General features: G+C 45.8%; 12 protein-coding genes. 3 read left to right on the forward strand and 9 right to left on the reverse strand.

What is annotated here, in order from left to right; all coding sequences use genetic code 11:
• From GX089_12320 to GX089_12330, 3 genes are all read right to left on the reverse strand, one after another.
• On the reverse strand, positions 1-439 hold a 439-nt coding region (locus GX089_12320), incomplete at its 3' end, for a hypothetical protein (GenBank protein NLP03274.1).
• Between the two features lie 21 nt (positions 440-460).
• Positions 461-1,318 carry a hypothetical protein gene (locus tag GX089_12325; protein NLP03275.1) on the reverse strand — a complete coding sequence of 286 codons (858 nt, stop codon included), beginning with the start codon at positions 1,316-1,318 and terminating at the stop codon, positions 461-463.
• Between the two features lie 6 nt (positions 1,319-1,324).
• Complete coding sequence (locus GX089_12330; GenBank protein NLP03276.1) at positions 1,325-3,169, reverse strand: serine/threonine protein kinase; 1,845 nt, start codon at positions 3,167-3,169, stop codon at positions 1,325-1,327.
• 171 nt (positions 3,170-3,340) lie between these two features.
• Here GX089_12330 and GX089_12335 point away from each other — a divergent pair, with 171 nt between their 5' ends.
• The 3 genes from GX089_12335 to GX089_12345 all read left to right on the forward strand — a co-directional run bounded on the left by GX089_12335 (position 3,341) and on the right by GX089_12345 (position 7,753).
• Positions 3,341-4,852, forward strand: a complete 1,512-nt coding sequence (locus GX089_12335) for an IMP dehydrogenase (protein NLP03277.1) — start codon at positions 3,341-3,343, stop codon at positions 4,850-4,852.
• A 134-nt stretch (positions 4,853-4,986) separates the two neighbouring features.
• The gene (locus GX089_12340) at positions 4,987-6,543 is read left to right on the forward strand and encodes a DegQ family serine endoprotease (GenBank protein ID NLP03278.1); all 1,557 of its coding nucleotides are present in this window, start codon (positions 4,987-4,989) and stop codon (positions 6,541-6,543) included.
• Between the two features lie 313 nt (positions 6,544-6,856).
• Positions 6,857-7,753, forward strand: a complete 897-nt coding sequence (locus GX089_12345; protein ID NLP03279.1) for a hypothetical protein — start codon at positions 6,857-6,859, stop codon at positions 7,751-7,753.
• Positions 7,754-8,068: 315 nt separating this feature from the next.
• Here GX089_12345 and rpmA read toward each other — a convergent pair whose 3' ends face one another.
• The 6 genes from rpmA to folP form a co-directional block, all read right to left on the reverse strand.
• On the reverse strand, positions 8,069-8,332 hold the full coding sequence (rpmA, locus tag GX089_12350; GenBank protein ID NLP03280.1) for a 50S ribosomal protein L27: 264 nt from the start codon (positions 8,330-8,332) through the stop codon (positions 8,069-8,071).
• A 19-nt stretch (positions 8,333-8,351) separates the two neighbouring features.
• The gene (rplU, locus tag GX089_12355) at positions 8,352-8,663 is read right to left on the reverse strand and encodes a 50S ribosomal protein L21 (protein NLP03281.1); all 312 of its coding nucleotides are present in this window, start codon (positions 8,661-8,663) and stop codon (positions 8,352-8,354) included.
• A 160-nt stretch (positions 8,664-8,823) separates the two neighbouring features.
• On the reverse strand, positions 8,824-10,356 hold the full coding sequence (locus GX089_12360; protein NLP03282.1) for an Rne/Rng family ribonuclease: 1,533 nt from the start codon (positions 10,354-10,356) through the stop codon (positions 8,824-8,826).
• A gap of 8 nt (positions 10,357-10,364) precedes the next feature.
• Positions 10,365-16,568, reverse strand: coding sequence for a hypothetical protein (locus tag GX089_12365; protein ID NLP03283.1), 6,204 nt, complete (start codon positions 16,566-16,568; stop codon positions 10,365-10,367).
• Between the two features lie 62 nt (positions 16,569-16,630).
• Positions 16,631-17,749 (reverse strand): SUMF1/EgtB/PvdO family nonheme iron enzyme, encoded by a 1,119-nt coding sequence (locus GX089_12370; GenBank protein ID NLP03284.1) that lies wholly within the window; start codon positions 17,747-17,749, stop codon positions 16,631-16,633.
• Between the two features lie 116 nt (positions 17,750-17,865).
• Positions 17,866-18,705: a dihydropteroate synthase gene (folP, locus tag GX089_12375; protein NLP03285.1), complete on the reverse strand. Its 840-nt coding sequence runs from the start codon at positions 18,703-18,705 to the stop codon at positions 17,866-17,868.
• Between the last annotated feature and the right edge of the window lie 122 nt (positions 18,706-18,827).

Consider the following 18,827-nt stretch of genomic DNA (forward strand, 5'->3'; position numbering starts at 1 on the left):
AGACGGGACTCTGAGAGAGCGGTGACCTGATGTAAAAATCAATTTTCTGAAAAACCTGCTGCCCGTTTGTCCTCCCTGTGATAAAGTTTATGCTGTTAGCTCCGGTATCACTGAATGAGAAAACAAATCTGTAAGGACCCGAACTCAGAGTCTTGCCCTCCTGAGCTCTCCTGATCACCTCACCTCCATTAAAAAGCCTGTTTCCAGGAGACATTACCTTGAAATAATCTATCTTCTCCCTTACAGCCAGCATCACCATGATTGTTTCTGCTGTAAAGATCTCAAGCGTATCGCCGGGTGCAAAAGTCATACCGGTTATGAGTACCTCGGAATTGGCAGGATCCTCAAAGGGGTTGTAATCTCCTATGCAGGAAAGAAGGATCACAAATCCGCAAAAAGGCAGGATAAGCAGATAATTTATGCAGGCAGTTCTTTTCATTTTTAAGTATTACAGCACAGGTCAAAATTTAAAAGACCAGGAAAATCCCGTCACTCCTATAAGAACCAGACAGTATCCTGCGATAGACAATGCTTTGTTTCTGTTGAATCTGGAACGTGCGTCTTTCCAGTCACTGCTGTTTTTTGTTGTCAGATTCAGGGTATCTAGACTGCTCAGAGATCTGACCTCCTTTATCGATGTACTGAGTTCATACGTAAATACTCCTCCGGCAGCCGCTCCCCCCATGGCAAGCGCCAGTCCCACATACCTTAATAAGTTGCGCTTTGCAGCCTCCGGGTCCTTCAGTATCCTGATCGGTACCCCGTCAGCGGTTACATCTTTCACAGACAGGTTATACGAGAAGGACGCCCCGGCAACAACCTGCTTCTCCTCTCCCTCTATAACCAGGTTTGATCGTCCGTTTTCCCTGAATACGCAGTTTGTAATCCGGATATACTTCGTTTCAGAAACTATCCCCTTAACTGAGTACATTAACTTCATATTTCGCAGGTCCGTTCCAAGCCCATCCTTGTGTATGTAAATACCATTCCAGTCGTATGGAGTCGGCGCCAACTTGCTTTGCGGATTATAATCTTTATCATTTTCAGATGTTAATATTACGGGATTGAGAGATGAGCCATCTGCAATCAGCGTACCCTGAACATGTACACCAGTAAAGTTCTTGAAGAGCATCACTGTTCCAGGCTCGATTGTCACTACCTTTCCCACCGGAACAAAAACATCGGCAACAACCAGATAAGGGGATTTTGCTGAAGAAAGCAGTTGGGGAAGATCTCCCGCAAGCTCCACCGGGCTGCCACCCCGAGCTGGCAGAGTAATAAAGAGCAGCATTGCGCTCCATTTCACAAATCGATTCATTAACCTTTAACCTCTTGATGCGATGCGCTGCATCTCTGCATCGGCTTCTTTGTAATACCTGTGGTCTTTTGATGTCTGAAGTGCGGATTTGACCTCGTACCAACTGTCAAGTGCATCACGCTTGATAACAGCCGTGGGATTCTGATCAAACTGTCTGCTTCTGCATTGGGCAGTGAAATACAAACGCTCCAGCCGTAAAGTACTTGAATTGACATACATGCCGGGAGTTCTGGAGCAAAGGTCAAGATAATTCAAAGCCTCGGAAATCCTCCCCTGGTTGAAAAGAAACTTTGCCTTCTCCAGATAAAACTCACCATCTTTGATATCTGTCCTGGAAAACAGGGAATTGAGCTCACTTCTTCTCCCCAGACCCTTTAAAGCCCTTATTCTGAATATCATCGCTTTGTCAACTGACGATTCCTGCGGAGAAAGCGATTCGTAAACTTCCAGAGCATTTTTATACTGCCCGGATTCAACTTCCCTTGTAAAAATAGACATCAGGTCATTTGTACCATGTTTCCTCTTGAGCTGATCGATAAGTGATTCCTGTGTAGCTATGGCAACTTGTGCCGGTGCCACCGGTGCAACTTGTTTCTTTTGTGCCACTGGCGGAGTGCTTTTGATAGGACGCGGCTCAGTTTTTTTAACCTGTTCCTCAACCACTTTCGGTTCCTCAGGTTTTTTTTCTTCCGGAATTTGGGGAACCTCTACTGTCCAGGCTGGTTCAACTACCGATACAGGCAGAGGCTTCTGAGCCAGATTTGCAACAATTTTCGGAATTAACATGCCTGTTGCAAATACCCCCAGTACTATCAGCAGTACTGCTGCTGTCATGAGAAACGGGTTTTTTCTCCGCAGGTTCACTACTATCTTCTCTCTGTCGGCTCCCATAAACCTGGCCAGCTCCTGCTCAGGAGAAAGCGGTGTGGTACTTCGATGGATCTTGCCGATTTCAGAGAGAAAACTCATCGCGTCCTGGATCCTCTTTTCCCTGTCCTGAACCATGCACATGTGAATCAGGCGGCGGAATTTAGAGGGGATTTTGATATCATAGGCATCAAGAGGTTTATAGTCGTTTTTGATCTTGGAAAGCATCAGTTTGGAAACATTCTGTTCCGGAAAGGCCTTCATTCCAGTAACCATCTCATAGAGAATTGTCCCAAGGGAATAGATGTCGGTGCGGATATCCGGTTCTTTTCCATCAAGCTGTTCAGGCGACAGATACTGCATCGTCCCCAGTATCGCTCCATCTGTGGTATGAATAGAGGCATCAGTGGGCCGGGCGATTCCAAAATCCATCAGCTTTACAATCCCATTGCTCGACACCATGATATTGGATGGTTTCAGATCACGATGAATTACACCATGATAAGTTTTACCATAGATAACATAATTCTGATTGTGAGCATAGCGAAGCGCTCTGCCGATCATTATTCCTATCGACATCGCCACTTCTACAGGAAGAGCACCCCTGTCCTCGATGATTTTCTCCAGGGTCTGCCCATCTATACGCTCCATCTCTATATAGGGAAGACCATTCCACTGCCCGACTGCATGAATTTCAATAATGTTAGGATGGTGGAGTTTGGCAGTGATCTTGATTTCCGTTTGGAAACGCTGCTTTGTATCTTCAGTATAGTTAGGATGGAGGAGTTTTACCGCTCTGTTAACCTCGAGCTGCGGATTCCATATTTCATATACATTGGCCATCCCTCCGACTCCCAAAAGTCCAGTAATGACACCTGAACCCATTGGTTCTCTTTTGGTGCCGTCAGGAAGAATAACAGCGTTCCTCATGCGCTTAATCGAACCCTGATCAGCGTCGGCTGTCCTTCTGTCTTCCGGAGTCATAAAATTCCTTACCAGGTTCCTGCAATAAAGGACGGCTGTATACTATATTTAGTATTGATATTCTACCATAATTGGGTGTATAATTCAATAATTTTAAACTTGAAAACCCGCCGGTAACAAGGCGGTTTTCTCTAAATAACCGGAAATTCCTGACCCATCCAAGAGGCATATATGGCTAAAATCATTGATGAAGTATCCAGAACATTTTCAGAGTACCTCCTGATTCCCCGATTAACCAGGAAACATCATCTTCCCGAAAATGTCTCCCTGAATACACCTGTGGCAAAGTACCAAAAAGGCCAGAACTCGAGATTCTCTCTTAACCTTCCCTTCGTTTCGGCAAGCATGCAATCGGTATCCGGGTCGGAGATGGCTATAGCCCTTGCCAGAAGAGGCGGATGTGCCTTTATCTTCTGCTCACAACCCATAGCTCAACAGGCAGCCATGGTTGCAAAGGTGAAAAATCATAAAGCGGGATTTGTCCCTTCCGACTCCAATCTTCGCCCCGACAACACTCTCAGGGATGCTCTTGTCCTGCGAAAGAAAACCGGCCACTCAACTATGCCGGTAACCCATGATGGCTCAAAAGATGGAATTTTTCTGGGAATAATAACAGACAAAGATTTCTGGGAATTTGAAGATGATCTTAATGCTCCGGTTTCAGAATTTATGACCCCAAAAGAAAACGTGGTCTTCGGGATCAGTGGAATCAGCCTTCATGAAGCAAACAAACTTCTGAGAAGCAACAAAAAAGAGTGCCTTCCTGTTCTTGACAGCAACGGGCGGCTGCTCTCACTGGTCTTCAAAAAAGACTACTTTGATCACATGACCAATCCAGATGAACTCCTTGATGATAGTAAACGGCTGGTCACTGGAGCAGGAGTCAATACTCACGATTACAAAGACAGAATCCCTGCCCTGATGGAGGCTGGTGTAGACGTTCTCTGTTTTGATTCCTCTGATGGTTATTCAGAATTCCAGATGGAAGCCATAAAGTGGACAAAAACCAAATACGGCTCCAAAGTTGTAGTCGGAGGTGGAAATGTGGTTGACGGAGATGCCTTCAGGTATCTGGTGGAGGAAGCCGATGCAGATTTTGTAAAAGTGGGCATTGGCGGAGGCTCCATCTGCATTACCCGGGAACAGAAAGGCATTGGCCGCGGACAGGCATCGGCACTGATGGCTGTAACCGCTGAGCGGGACCGCTATTTTCAGGAAACCGGCATATATGTCCCGGTCTGCTCTGACGGAGGATTGGCAAACGATACCCAGATCATAATCGCGCTGGCAATGGGAGCAGATTTCGTAATGATGGGACGGTATTTCGCGATGACGACCGAAAGCCCGACACCCATAGTGTCTATTGGCGGCAGAATGTACAAACCATACTGGGGTGAGGGGTCCAACAGGGCCAGAAACTGGCAGAGATACAATCAGTCAGGTGAATCAGGAATGAAATTTGAAGAGGGTGTCGATGCTTATGTTCCAATAGTGGGATCGGTCAAAGATGTCCTTTCTGTCACTGTAGCAAAGCTTAAATCCACAATGTGCAACGTGGGCTCCACTACCCTCAAAGAATTCTCGGACAACGCTGTCCTTACACGAATCTCGGAGCAATCCTTTGTTGAAGGCGGCACATCCAACGTGCTCTCCCTTGACAAAGACCTGCCCAGAGAGGTCTGATTTTTCCAGGCCGGATTCTTCCGGCCATCTTTCTGCTCTGCAGTTCCTGTAAAAATTGCAATAATTCTTTTTATACGCTCGTATACATTTACAAAGTATTCTCAACTGGTTGTTGTATCAAAAGGAGGAACATCTTGAAGAAACTTAAGCCCCTAATCCCTTCTCTGGTGGCTTTGATCATTACTGCCGGACTTATTACCTATTCAACATGCTCTTTCGCTGAATCCAATCATCCCCCAAAGGGATCTGTAACTTTCGGCGCCGAGAAAAAACCTGATATCAACACTCCTCCGCAGTTAAGTGCTTTCAGCAATATGTTCGCCGATATCGCAGAAAAAGTGGTACCTACTGTCGTCCAGGTTGTGCCCACAAAGATCGATACAGTCATATTTTCCAATAACCCCTTTTATCAATTCTTCGGTGATCCTTTTGGCTTCGATGAATTCTTTGGCAACCCTCGCCGACAATTCCGGCGTCAACCACCGGTTCAGAAAAGGGAGTTCAAGCAGCAAGGCCTGGGATCAGGGGTGATCGTGTCCAAAGATGGCTACATCTTGACCAATTTCCATGTCGTTGCCGGTGCCGATGAAATCGAAGTCAAGACTTCGGACAACCGCAGCTTCCAGGCAGAGATCGTTGGAACAGATTCTCTTTCCGATGTAGCAGTAATCAAAATTAAAGAAAAAGTAAAAAATCTCCCGGTTGCTTATCTTGGTGATTCAGACAAGCTTCGTCCGGGTGACTGGGCAATAGCCATTGGCAATCCTTTCAGCCTGGCCTCATCCGTGACAATGGGAATAATCTCTGCTCTTGGACGGACCGCAGGGGGAAATGCCAACTCCTACCAGAACTTCATCCAGACAGATGCCGCAATTAACCCGGGGAACTCCGGCGGTGCACTGGTCAACATTCATGGTGAGTTGATCGGTATCAATACAATGATCTACACACAATCAGGCGGTTATATGGGAATTGGATTCGCCATTCCTATCAACATGGCACGCAGAATCATGGAAGATCTGATCTACGAAGGGAAAGTGTCCCGTGGATGGCTGGGTGTGGTGATCCAGGATCTGGATGCTACAACACGTGATGCAATGAGAATCAGCCCAGAGACCAGAGGTGTTCTGATTGGAGATGTATTCAAGAATCAACCAGCAGATAAAGCGGGATTCCGCAGGGGAGATATCGTAGTTTCTGTTGGTAACAAGGCTGTTTCCAATCCAAATGAGCTGAAAAACGCCATAGCCAATATCAGACCCGGAAACAAAGTACCTGTTGAGATCCTCCGTGACGGAAAGAAAATGACTCTCCATGTCACTTTGAGTGGTCGTGATAAGAGTAAGCCGGACCAGCCCGCTGGTGCCAGTGTCCTGGAATCCTCCGAAGGTAAGGGTGATATTGTTGAGAATATGGGCATCAAAGCAGGAAATATCACTCCGGAATTAAGGGAGCAGCTTGACCTCAAGTCGGATATCAAAGGTGTTGTAGTTACACAGATCGATCCCAATTCCCAGGCGGCTCAGGAGGGATTCTCCCAGTACGATGTTATCCTGGAAGTGAACCGGAAACAGGTTACAAATGTTAAGGAATTAAAACAGGTCACGAAATCAGTTAAGACTGGTGATTCCATTCTCTTCCTTCTGCATCGAAATGGAAACACTTTCTTCAAGGCTTTCAAAGTTCGTTGACAATCACTGTCCGGGGGTGGCGCATGGCTGCCCCCGTTTTCCGTTTCCCCCTCAGCAATTCTCCTTGACTCTATTCTATATAGAACGTATCTTTGGTTTAATCAGGATGGTTTTCCATTGCGGAAGATTACCTCAAAGGAAAATATCAGGGACAGGTCCTGTATCCGGATACTATTTCTACATCAATAATTCGGATACAAATAACAACATTTGAAATCTTTTTCTATAACTAAAATCAATAGAATCGTTTCTTAATCCGGATAATCAGGGTTTTAATTCAAAAAATCTTACCAATCATTCAGGAGGAAAATATATGAAACGGTGGCGGGCAATCAGGATTATCAGTTTAACCGCTATTACCGCTATTATGTCTTGCGGTGTCAGCCAGAGTTCTTTGGATCAAGCATCAAAACGCATTGATGAACTGAAAACCATGGGTGTACCTGACAGCGCTCTCTCCAGAGCAAAAGTGTTCCTTTACCAGGCCAAAGATGCCAAACAGAGAGGCAATTCCGGAATAGCCAAACTCGCCGCCGACTCTCTCCGTATCCATATCGCCAAGGCTGAGGCAATGTATAAGGATAATATCAATAACCTGCTTCCAGTAATCGATTCCATGCGCTCAGTCATAAAAATGAACAAAGCCAACTTCAGCGGTATCACACTTAAGAAACTTGACAGTCTGATGATTCCCGTAGATTCACTTATCAATATCAAGTGGTATCTCCAGGCTCATCATCTGCTCAAAGAAATCATTGCAAGATTACCTCAGTTTAAATTTGACGACGAGAGAGCAAAGGAACTCAGGCCCAGAATTCCGGGTGAGTGGACATGTATAAATGAGACAAAAAGCAAAGAAAACAAGGCAGTTCATGCCATAGAGAAGAAAATTTTCACTTTCAGAAAGGATGGAACAGTTCTGCTGGTCGAAAACAAAAAGGGTCAGAGCGGTCCATTTCTTAAAGAAGACTATGAGTTCAGGTCATGGGGTAAATACGATCTGATCGGAGATACCATAGTTCTTCTGATCGACCGCTTTGCGGCTGTAAAGCAGAATTTTGAACGTCTCTATGTTGAAGAAGAAAAAGGGAAGAAGAAAACTGTCTGGAAAAAAGAGCCCCAGCCTACTTACGATTCTCTCATTACCGATGGAAGCCAGAACAGATTTATTACTTTCACCGATCTTAAGGAAGATTTCAAGAAAAAGTAATTCATCCGGATTTATCCGCAATTAGTCCGCTTACCTGTTTAAGGTAAGCGGACATCCTCTTGTTCCCCACACCGGGGTCGGTATCGGAATCGAAAAATATCCTGACCAAATAAGTCTGTTAAAGAAATGATAATTTTACTGTTTAAACTACAGAAGAAAATTTCCGGTTATTTTTTCAACATTGGAGTATCGTCTCCCCAAGCCCGGTTCACCGGGCTTAATATGCCCAGGGGCAGGCATTTATGCCGCCCCCCAAAAAAAAGGCGGTTTCACCATCTCCGGTAAAACCGCCCCTTAAGATTTCCTGTCTGAATATTATGCCTGTGCAGCCGGCACTATATCCACTCTTTTTCTGTTGCCTGCAAACCAGGAAAATTTAACCTGACCATCCACTTTGGCAAAAAGAGTGTGGTCTTTACCCTGTCCTACATTCATACCTGGAAACACAACTGTTCCGCGCTGACGGACTAAGATGGCTCCGGCACTTACCTGTTCTCCACCAAATCTCTTCACCCCAAGCATCTTGGGATTACTGTCACGACCGTTGCGGCTGCTTCCTACACCTTTTTTATGTGCCATTTTTTTTCACTCCCTGCAATCAGATTTTGATCGAAACTATTTCCAGTTTCGTGTACTGCTGACGATGACCGTTCTTGCGGCGATAATCTTTCCTGCGCTTCCTCTTTATCACCAGCACTTTCTTAGCCTTGGTATGATCAAGAACTTTGGCTGTTACAGAAGCACCCTCAACCACCGGCGTCCCGATCTTTATTTTATCGCCATCAGCAGCCAGCAAAACTTTGTCGATGGTTATTTCCGCACCCTTCTCTGCCTCAATCAGAGGAACCCGGATAGTAGCACCTTCTGTTACCTTGAACTGGGCACCACCTTGTTCGATAATAGAATACATATTGTCTCCTGACCCGAATATGCCAGTATATCTTAGGATTTTTTTCTTAATTTGCTTCAACCGGGAGCTGATCATAGCCAAAACATGACCAGATAATCCTGGTTTTCAGAGAAAAGACTTTTAAATATAATTACTTCCGGATTAAAATGCAAGCATCTGGCTAATCACAGGGCTGCTCTCTTTTCTTTACCTTGCCATCCGGAACTATGTTATACTCATCCTGATCAAGCTCCTCATCCTGTTCTATCAACAATTGATATTTATGTGCCCTCTCCAGCCTGTTTTTCATCTGTTCACCCTCTTTCAGAAGATAGGCAGCAACAGCAGGATGAACTGAGAGCTTCACCTGATTTGCCCGGACATTGGACCGCTTCAGATCACGGTCTATTCTGGAGATTACTGTCTCGGGTGAGAACACCCATCCCAACCCTTCACATACCGGACATACATTTGTGAAGAACTCCTGCAGCTCCGGTCTGACTCTCTTTCTGGTTATCTCCATCAGTCCGAATTTAGAGAGGCCGGTCATCGATGTGGCAGTGGGATCAGCAGCCAACGCCTTGCGCATCGCCTCCTCAATCTTCCGCCGGTTATCCGCGTTTCTCATATCTATGAAATCGACCACGATGAGTCCACCGATATCCCTTAAGCGCAACTGACGGCAGATCTCAGCCGCAGCATCGAGATTAGTCTTGAAAATAGTCTCCTCAAGGCTTGATTTTCCCACATTTCTTCCAGTGTTTACATCAATTGCCACCAGCGCCTCTGTTCTGTCAATCAGAATATACCCGCCGCTTTTCAGCCAGACTTTACGCTTGAGGAGCCGGTCGAGGTCACGCTCGATATTGAATTTGTCAAACAGAGGCACTTTTTGATTGTAGCGGATCACCCTGTTACAGAGATCCGGCGATAGCGCCTTCAGATAATTGAGTATCTCCCTGTAGTCATCATCCTGATCAACATACACCTCAGTAACATCCTCGGAGAAAAGATCCCTGATCACCTGGGTTGTAATACCCAGTTCTCTGTAAACCAGCTTGGGCCCGGTGCCGCTGAGCGCTTCCTCCTGTGCTTTCCTCCAGGCATCGAGCAGCATGTGGATCTCCTTCACAAACTCTGTTTCTGAGACCTTCAGCCCGATAGTCCTCACTATAAAACCTACCCCCTTTGGCTTTATCTGTGAGATAAGTTTCTTGAGCCTTACCCGCTTTTTGGTGTCCTGAGTCTTTTTGGAAACCCCAATAAAGTCGGTATCAGGTACAAGCACCAGAAAACGTCCTGCAAGACTGATCTGAGTAGTAACTTTAGCTCCTTTAGTACTTATAGGCTCCTTGGTAACCTGAACCAGTATCTCCTGGCCGACAGTCAGCACTTTTTCTATAGGAATCCTGGCAATCCGCCGGCGCTTCGATGAATCGTTGCCTGTATAGCGCTCCATCAATTCATTGCCGACTTCAAGAAGCAGTGACGGGTCTACATCGGTTGCATGGAGGAATGCGCATTTATCCAGACCTATATCGATGAAGGCAGCTTGTATACCCGGCAGTATTGAGGTAACCCGGCCACGGTATATGTTTCCAACGAGCCGGAAATGATCAGGCCTTTCTACTACCAGTTCAACAACCTTGTCGTTTTCAAGCAGGGCAGCTCTTTTTTCTGTAGGAGTAGCATTAAACAGTATTTTTTTGGTCATTTTTCAGCCTAAAATTGTATTTCTGCGATCAGATGGAACCTGTTGTCGATAATTTTCTTGTCGTCACCCTGAACCTTTCGTTCACCATAGGTGTACTCGGCTCTTCCGGTAACATTGTCCGTAAATATATATGTGAGATGAGGAGTGAAGTAGAAGTTCGTTTCAAAAGCAGTCGTATCCGCTTTTGTGAGTTCCACCTTCTTACCGATATTTCCCTTTAACCCGACAGTTGTACGACCCTTGACTGGAATTACCCATGTCAGCAACCTGATCTCTGAAAGACGGCTGCTTTGCTCTATCTGATAATTAATATCAATATCATGGTTCTGCAATTCGCTTCTGTGTGTCTTTATTTCAGCAGAATCCAGCGTGTGAGCTCTGGAATGGCTGAAATTATAAGTAAAACTGACAGGCAGCTTTTTCATCGATCCGGTAACTGAAAGTAGCGGCGAAAAATCGAACCTGAAATCTGTATTGTTTCCAAGTACCCCGGTGTTTCTCCTGGATTTCCTGTAGCCGAAACTGGAACTGAGATTAAGACTCTGCAAAGCATCATTTATAAAACCAATTTTCATCAGGGCCGATGTCCTGGAACCAAGTGAAAAATCCGGAAAAACTATTGCGGTGTCCATTTTGGTACTGTCCGGAACCACTTTGAAACTTCTGTTCCAACCGATACTTATGGGACTGAAACTGATTTCAAAAGGAATTTTTAAATCCAGTCCTGAAGAGATACTGTATTTCTGGTCTACAGTCCGGTAATCATTACCATAGAAGTCTTTTTTGCTGTTATTATCGTCTCTGTATTTCATTCCGCCCAGGGCCATGTCATCCATGTTTCCGGAGAAGAAGTTTCCTGCCTTCCCGCTCAACCCAAGTTGATATTTAAGAAATTCAAATTGTCCCGACCTGCCAAGCAGAGATGATTCAAGATAGTTGTTTTTCAGATCAGATCCGGCGGTATAGTTAAAGGTGATCTGCCTCAGTCCCACGTTATCGAAACCTTTGTCAAGCAATTCAAAAAACTTACCTGCTCCGTCCTTGCCTGTCGCATCCATAAATCCTTTAAGAAGCATATCGATATTCAGATTTGCGTTAAGGGAGAGAGTTGATTTTACTCCGGCACTGATATAGTCTTCGGCACCGGTTCTCCAGTTCACCATATCGGCTCTGTAGTCGGAAACATACTCTCCTGATGTGGAAAGCCAGTCAAAGATCTGAGGGTTAAGTTTGAGGCTGGCATGCTGTGTCCTGTTCTTCTCACCCCAGAGAACCATAAGATGTTTGAAGTTCGGATCTTCATGACGGGAGAATATCCTTCCCCATTCATCGGTGGAATCATGTTGAGAATTCCTGTACATATCTCTGTCGATGCCAATGCTGTATGCCAGATCGATCAGAGGTGAAATGGGGGAATAATCGAGAGCAAAGCCATGATGCAGGTCAAAGGTACCTATGATACTCTTGTCTTCCAGACGGTTATCATCCCTGATTTCCTTTCCTTTTCTCAAATCAACAAGATCGAATTCAATCCGCTCAGGAAGCAGGGAGAATTCGTAATTTTTCAGCGGCTTTGGAATCCACTTCGATGTATCGGTTTGCAGCGGTTTCCATTTTGTCCACTCTGGCGGCTCCTGAGGATTGAGGTTGTACTTGAGCTTTCCTGAGTAGGATTCTCTGTCTGTTCTGATCACATAATCCCCGATACTGTCGGATGGAGCGGGTCCCTGCCACAGTTCATCCCTGGACCTTGTCCACTCAACCTGTGCTCCTATCCTGTCGGCGGTAAGATTGACAATAGGGTTATCGGAACGGGATGATTTACTGTAGTTGGCGAAAAGCTTGTTATTTGTGTTCTGAGTCTCATAATGCTCAGCTTTTGTCATGTCATCCCTGTCTTTTTCCCTTCTTAAAAGTATATCACCAGCATCAGAGATCATGTCCATCAGATTGTCAGAGCGTCCGTTCTCTTTTGTAAGATAGACATCGGAGTTGGTTTTAAGCTGGGGACGGGTAACAGAGCCGGAAACGGACCCTCCCACAGGGATAGATACCCCCCACTCCGATGGAAGAAATTTGTCAAGATACAAGGTTGAACTGAAGTTACCTGTCAACGTGGAATTATCGGGTTTAAGGGAGTTTTCGGTCATCCGCCTGAAATCTCCATCCTCGTAATTGAGATCAGCGGATATATCAAGCAGGTCTGCAAATTTACTATTGAACCTGCTGCTCATGGCCCATCCGTTAAGTTTCCCTATACCGCTTACCTTCATGTCATTTACCCACAGTTCGCCCGAAGAGAGAGAATCTTCCCCTGCAGTATTCTCCTCCCTGTATACTCCTATTCCCATCCACTGGATATTGGAAAGATTGGGCTGCCTTCCTCTGGGTGCCTTTACAAGCAGACGACCCTTTCCATAAGAGAGAGAATCGAGGATCAGAGTGTCGGGATTGGAGAGCATATAGTTGTCTTTCAGCTCCGCAATCCTGCGCAGATCGATGGAAATCTGATTCCATCCTGAATAGAGATCTCCTCTGTACTCATAATAACAGGAATCATCTGTGCCGAACCTGAACACAAAATCCACTTTTCCCCCGTAAAGGAGTGCCTTGTCCGCATTGCTTCCGGAGGGGCTTTTTCCATAAACGTACAGACTCAGATTCCTGTAAGCGGAAAGGTTGATATTCTGATAGGAATAATTTCTGGTTATAAGCGCAGTCTCCCCCTCCTTGACATTCTGAAAAATAAGCTTCAATGCGCTCTCCCGCTCGTAATCTCCGGTCTGTTCATCCCTTTTCCAATGGAATATATCTCCCCTGGTACTGGATCTGTATTCTGAATCTTCATGGTTATTTATAGATACAGCCTCGATCTTTGTACCGATCGAATCGTAAAGAGGCTGCCACTGATTGCCAACAAACTGCATGTCATAGAAAATGAGCTGCTGTTCCTTGTTAAGAGCAGTAGTGTCAAAATCGGTCCAGATAAACCTGACCATCTTTATTTCCGACCACCTGGGACTATTGACAGAATCACGCATGTGTTCATAACCTGCCAGTACCTCCTTAAGCGGAATACGTACCTTTCTCCATCCTCCGGCAGGGTTAAGCTTTGCTGTTTTATCATAGTAGGGAGCATCGGCATCAGAGAGATCTATGGTAAACTCAAAGTACCTCTCCTGAGTGTGTGTCTGGATAGTACCGTCAAAATTGATATCCTCAGATGTCAAATAGCCATCACCCTGTTTTTTACAGGCATACCGGTAAAAATCAACATTAGTCTCATAGTTTTTATAATCATCCCTGGCAGGATCCGGAAATTTGATACTGTCGTAGTACAGCGTATCCCAGGTGAACAGTTTTTCACCCGGAATCAGATAGTACTCATCCCTGTTTGCTTTCCGGTCCAATCCAAGATCATCTTTCTGCCGGTAAATATCGGTCCAAATCGCGCTTGTATCCTCTTTATCCGACATCTGATTCGGCGGTCCTCCGTTAAGAGAAATATCTTCTCTCATGTCACCCATCTGAATTTTCAGAACACCCTTTCTGTCAAACCCGCCCACAGCTTTGACCATAAACTCAAAGTAGCGGTCACGCTCCTTGTTCATGAAACTGCTTGAGATCGGTGTCATTATTCCGGCCCATGCCTTGCGGAATCTCCTGATTACCTCACCCGAGGATGTGTCCGGCGCAGGTGTGGCATGCAGCCTGACAACAGTCTCATAAATCTCATCTCCTGCTGTCGGTTTCTCATTTCTGTCCCATATTTCCCTTCCATCCACCCTGTGCCTGGAGTCGACCGATCTGGGTGTAAACCAGTAAAAATCAAAAGCAGGAGGATAAAGATACAGGGAATCGGAATGGTATGGCGGGCTTGACTGAAACCAACTGTCAAAAGTACCGCCGATAGAAAACGGCTGTTTACTCTCCTCAAAATCATCTACATATGCTTCGTTTTCCGTATTGGGATTCATCCTGCTGTGGGCCAGCTCGAAATCAAACTGTATCTTGGAAGAAGCATCAGTTTTGATTAGCGGAATCTTATTAACAAGTGCAGTCATCCATTCCGGTTCCAGATCTATTCTGGTGTTAACATCAAAAAGCACCTTGTTATAAGGCTCCTGCTCCAGCCGCGGTATATCATCGAGAATTTTCGTATTCTGGAACAGAATACTCATACCTGTAAAAGATTTTTCGCCCAGAAAAGGAAGCTTCAGCTCGCCATGCATACCCATGAACAGCTTACGGTCAGGTACAAAAAGAGCCTCTCTCTGATACTCGATTTCCACTCTGTCTGCGGTTCTGGCAAGTGGTGATGTCAGTTCAAGAGTTCCCATATCATAACTGATCACATAATCACGGTCTCTCTGAAGAACCTTGCCGTCTGCAATAACCCGCTCTGTTCCTTCCATTACCCCCCAGCCCAGGTCAAAAACTGTCTGTTTTTTTGTTCCCGACATAATAAGAACGTAGGGAGATCTGTAATTATCAATCCGGTCTACATTGTAACGGTAGACGAACCTGTCGCGTTCTGTCAATTCCGGATTATCAAAAGGTTCATTCCCGAAAAAGCTGGTATCATAGGGAGGAATTATAAGGACACCATTATCTTTGTCAAAAATGTCAGATCTGGTGACAAGCGGCTTTCCGTTCAGAGTCAAACCCAGTATGTCGGAAATATGAGTATTGCCCTGACGTTCCTCCCCGATTCCGCTGACAGGTGTAGTTTCTACCTTGAGGGTAAAATTGGAAAAATCAGGAACTGACAACTGATAAACGTTTCTCCACATCAGGTAAAACCTTGATGTATCCGCACTGGCTGAGTCAATCGGCGCCTCAGTCTTAAGAGTCCAGAGATTAAGAGAGGTGTCCTGTTTCTCTCCTCTGCTGATCTGAGGACTTTCTGTCCTGAGATATATCGCAACATGGTCATTTGCGCTTATAGTTATCGAATCAAATCTTATCCATCCTTCCTCTTTGTTCAGATAATAATGCATGTCCTGAAGAAGCAGCTCGAATTTGTACTTCTGCATGTTATCATCAGTTGTGGCTTCCCTTACAGTGCGGTTGGGCAATTTCTCGATTTCAGTCGCCTGAGCAGGATCAACTCTCCGGTACACCTCCAGAGTAGTTACCTTGGGAGGAGCCTGTGGATTTGATGGAGCACCCTTTCCATACTTGAGGTTGTAGGCAGCTCTGTAAATATTGTGAAGGAAGAAGAATTTGTTTTCCAGATACTGGTTTACTTTGTAAGGGATCCCGCCCTCCGAGCTCTGCCCTGTACTGTTCGATACTGTCAGCTTATTGGTTTCACCCTGCTCATGACTGACAATCGTTGTCAACTTCAGAGGACCAAGCTGTGATCTTATTTTTATTCCAAACAGTCCCGCATGATTCTCCTGGTAACCGGCAAGCCCCTGCCCGGGCATCTGGAATCCTGTATAACCGGCTATCACCTCCTGAATGATCTCATCTTCCAGTTCTCCCGGCCTGGATTCCTTGTACTCGATCTTAAAATTTTTCAGATTGTCTGTAAGCGAAATCTCCTCTTCGCTATTGGCTTTGATATTGATATTGATAAGACGCCCCACACTTCCAACGATACTGAAATTGTACATAATGTCAAAATCCAGCCCGGTGGTGGAAGCAGTATTATCATTCAGGTCAGAATTCATCGTCTTTGAATGGTCGAAGCCCATCTTTATTGTCAGATTCCCGTCAATACTGAGACGCGGGGGATCATTTCCAAGTACCCTCTGAGCCCAGGATGGGTACTGTACGGGAATCTCCCACTGCAGTTTCATGAGCTGGGGCTTTGTTTTCTCCTCCTGCTTCCGGGGAGCAGAAATACCCTTATGCCAGCCCTGGTAAAGGGCGAAATTTTTCCTTGATAAGAGATAATCACTGAGTTCAGGATAGTGATACTCCCACATTGTATAACCCAGAGAATCCTGACGGCGGAAGGTGATCTGACGTTTCTCAAAGTCAATAACCGAAGTGTCTCTGAAAAGCTGGGTATTAAGCTCCAGTATCACCGGATTTTTATGGGCGAGCTGTGATGAGGCGTAAGGCTCTTCATCGAGCGGATGAAAGCCCTCTATTCTGGGCTTCTCAAAACGGATACCCTGCTGTCCGGATGCCACGGAAAAGCCTGAAATAGCTGTAAACAGAAGAATATAAAGAAAGCTGCCTTTAGAGGACCCTGTCACAATTCACTTTCTCTTTTTCTGCCCTTTTCCGGGCTGTATGCAAGGGAGATTTTCTATCACCATCATTTCTTCTTTTTCTCCCCCGTCTCTTTTGCCTCTGGAACATCAGCACAGCAGCGAAATCCTACCGGATTGTGCTGGTTTTGAGGATAGTAGCTGTACCTCTTATCTGAACACCCGCTCTTCTGACCACTCTGGTGAAAACCACCCTGAACATAGTAAAAACTTGTGTTCTCTCTGGCCCTGGTATCAGTCCACTCCATTAGATTTCCCGACATATCATAGACATCGAAGAAACCCCTGCACTCGGGTCTGCTCCCGGATGCCACATAAATAGTGTCATGTGTAGCACAGGCATAGGGCTCGTAAAACTGGCCATAAGGATACTTCCAACCGTGTGGTCCTGTGCAGGCAAGATACCATTCTTCTGATGTACACAGTCTTTTTCCTGCCGCAAAACAGGAATCAGCGGCATGGTAAAAGGAAATATAGGAAAGAGGCATTACACCTTTACGGTTGGGCCATTCGTATCGGTCAATACAAAACCGGGTTGAACCCACTTTTATATACTCCATATCCGGAGGACACACTGAGGGGCTGCTTGCCTGCTCAATCTCATAGAACTCTTCCCGCGTCTCCATCCCTCTGCCGCAGGTGTCCCTTCCCTCATAAACAATCACTCCGGTTTTGCTCATCCTGACCGGATCACCACTGTAAACTGTCCAGGCTGTGTCGCCTTTGAGACGCCACCGGATTACCGCTCCCTTTTTGTTAGCGAAAAACCTGATATCCACAGGTTTACGGTGAAGTCCACCGGAGGGATCGGGATAAACCCACAAACCTAATGTATCAAGTTCACAGGGGTCCCGGGAATCCTCTTCCTCCACAGCTACAACAGAACTGTCTTTTATCGAATCCTCTTTAACCTCCTCAGTAACCGTATCCGCTGTGATTAAACTCACTGGCGGTGCCTCCTTTCTGAGGGGCTTTTTCTCAACAGGTACCACCTTTTCCTTTGGAACCGTATCCACCGGAACCGTATCCACCACTGTATCAGCAGTTGTATCAGGCAAAGCTGCTTTTTCCTCTTTTGGAGGCTCCTCCTGTATAACCTCTTTCTGCTCCGGAAGAGAGATTTCAGGCGGCTCACACCGAAAAAGCCGGAAAACCAAAAATAACAAAAAAACCAGAAATAACAACAGTATCAGCCATATCCGGTTTTTCTTCTTTTTTTGACTTAAGCGCTTCTGCACAACTGCAACCCGTTATCATTCTTACAGTTATCGAAATTGTACCACTATGAAAAGTACTCTACTGGCAGACCTTTTTCAATTACTGCGAGCACTTTCAGAAAATCCCGGGTTTCATCCACATCATGCACCCGGAAAATCCTGCTTCCTCTCAAATACCCCGCGGCCACAGTAGCGAGTGTCCCACATAGACGATCCTGAACTTCTTTACCGGTTATCTGACCTATAAACCTCTTTCTCGATGTACCCAGCAGGACCGGATATCCAAGCTCCGCTATTTTATCGAGACCCCTTAAGAGAGCCAGATTATGCTCGGCGGTCTTGGCAAATGCAAATCCAATTCCCGGATCAAGTATGATTTTGTCCCTGGAGACTCCTCCTTCGATGAATTTCCTGCAGGCATCGAGAAGCTCCTCTCTCACCTCAGAAACCACATCATCATAGCCGGGATTTATCTGCATGGTCTCCGGTGTCCCACGGCTGTGCATCAGCACCATGGTACATTTCCGCCTCGCAGCCAACCTGATCATCTCCGGATCGGCTCTGCCAGCGCTGATATCATTTATCCATGATGCCCCGGCATCCAGTGCCGCCTCTGCTACACCCGACCAGGTGGTATCAACACTTATTGGCCCGCTGAACCGGGCAGCCACCTCTTTAATCACTGGCAATATTCTTCTCTTCTCCTCCTCCTGAGGAACCGGAGAAGCTCCGGGGCGGCTGGATGCACCTCCAATATCCAGTATGTCTGCACCCTGTTCGGCAAGCCTGAGACTATGCTCCACAGCCGAAACAGTTGTATCGTGCTTTCCCCCGTCATAAAAAGAATCAGGAGTGACATTCACCACTCCCATAATCCTGAAAGGTACTTTGATTTCGTTATTCATGGAACAGATATTTACACGTTAAAGTTGGTATATTAAAAAACAAAGAGGCAGGAACAGTTTTTCTGCCCCTACCAGCGTTGTAATTTCTCTGCCCGGGTTCAGACAGATCAAAGATCTGCCTG

The sequence above is a fragment of the Fibrobacter sp. genome, assembly GCA_012523595.1.
GTDB lineage: Bacteria > Fibrobacterota > Chitinivibrionia > Chitinivibrionales > Chitinispirillaceae > JAAYIG01.

Coding starts and splice junctions, on each gene's coding strand:
- GX089_12325 (NLP03275.1), bottom strand. CDS start 1,318: ATGAATCGATTTGTGAAATGGAGCGCAATGCTGCTCTTTATTACTCTG.
- GX089_12335 (NLP03277.1), top strand. CDS start 3,341: ATGGCTAAAATCATTGATGAAGTATCCAGAACATTTTCAGAGTACCTC.
- GX089_12330 (NLP03276.1), bottom strand. CDS start 3,169: ATGACTCCGGAAGACAGAAGGACAGCCGACGCTGATCAGGGTTCGATT.
- GX089_12360 (NLP03282.1), bottom strand. CDS start 10,356: ATGACCAAAAAAATACTGTTTAATGCTACTCCTACAGAAAAAAGAGCT.
- rpmA (NLP03280.1), bottom strand. CDS start 8,332: ATGGCACATAAAAAAGGTGTAGGAAGCAGCCGCAACGGTCGTGACAGT.
- folP (NLP03285.1), bottom strand. CDS start 18,705: ATGAATAACGAAATCAAAGTACCTTTCAGGATTATGGGAGTGGTGAAT.
- rplU (NLP03281.1), bottom strand. CDS start 8,663: ATGTATTCTATTATCGAACAAGGTGGTGCCCAGTTCAAGGTAACAGAA.
- GX089_12345 (NLP03279.1), top strand. CDS start 6,857: ATGAAACGGTGGCGGGCAATCAGGATTATCAGTTTAACCGCTATTACC.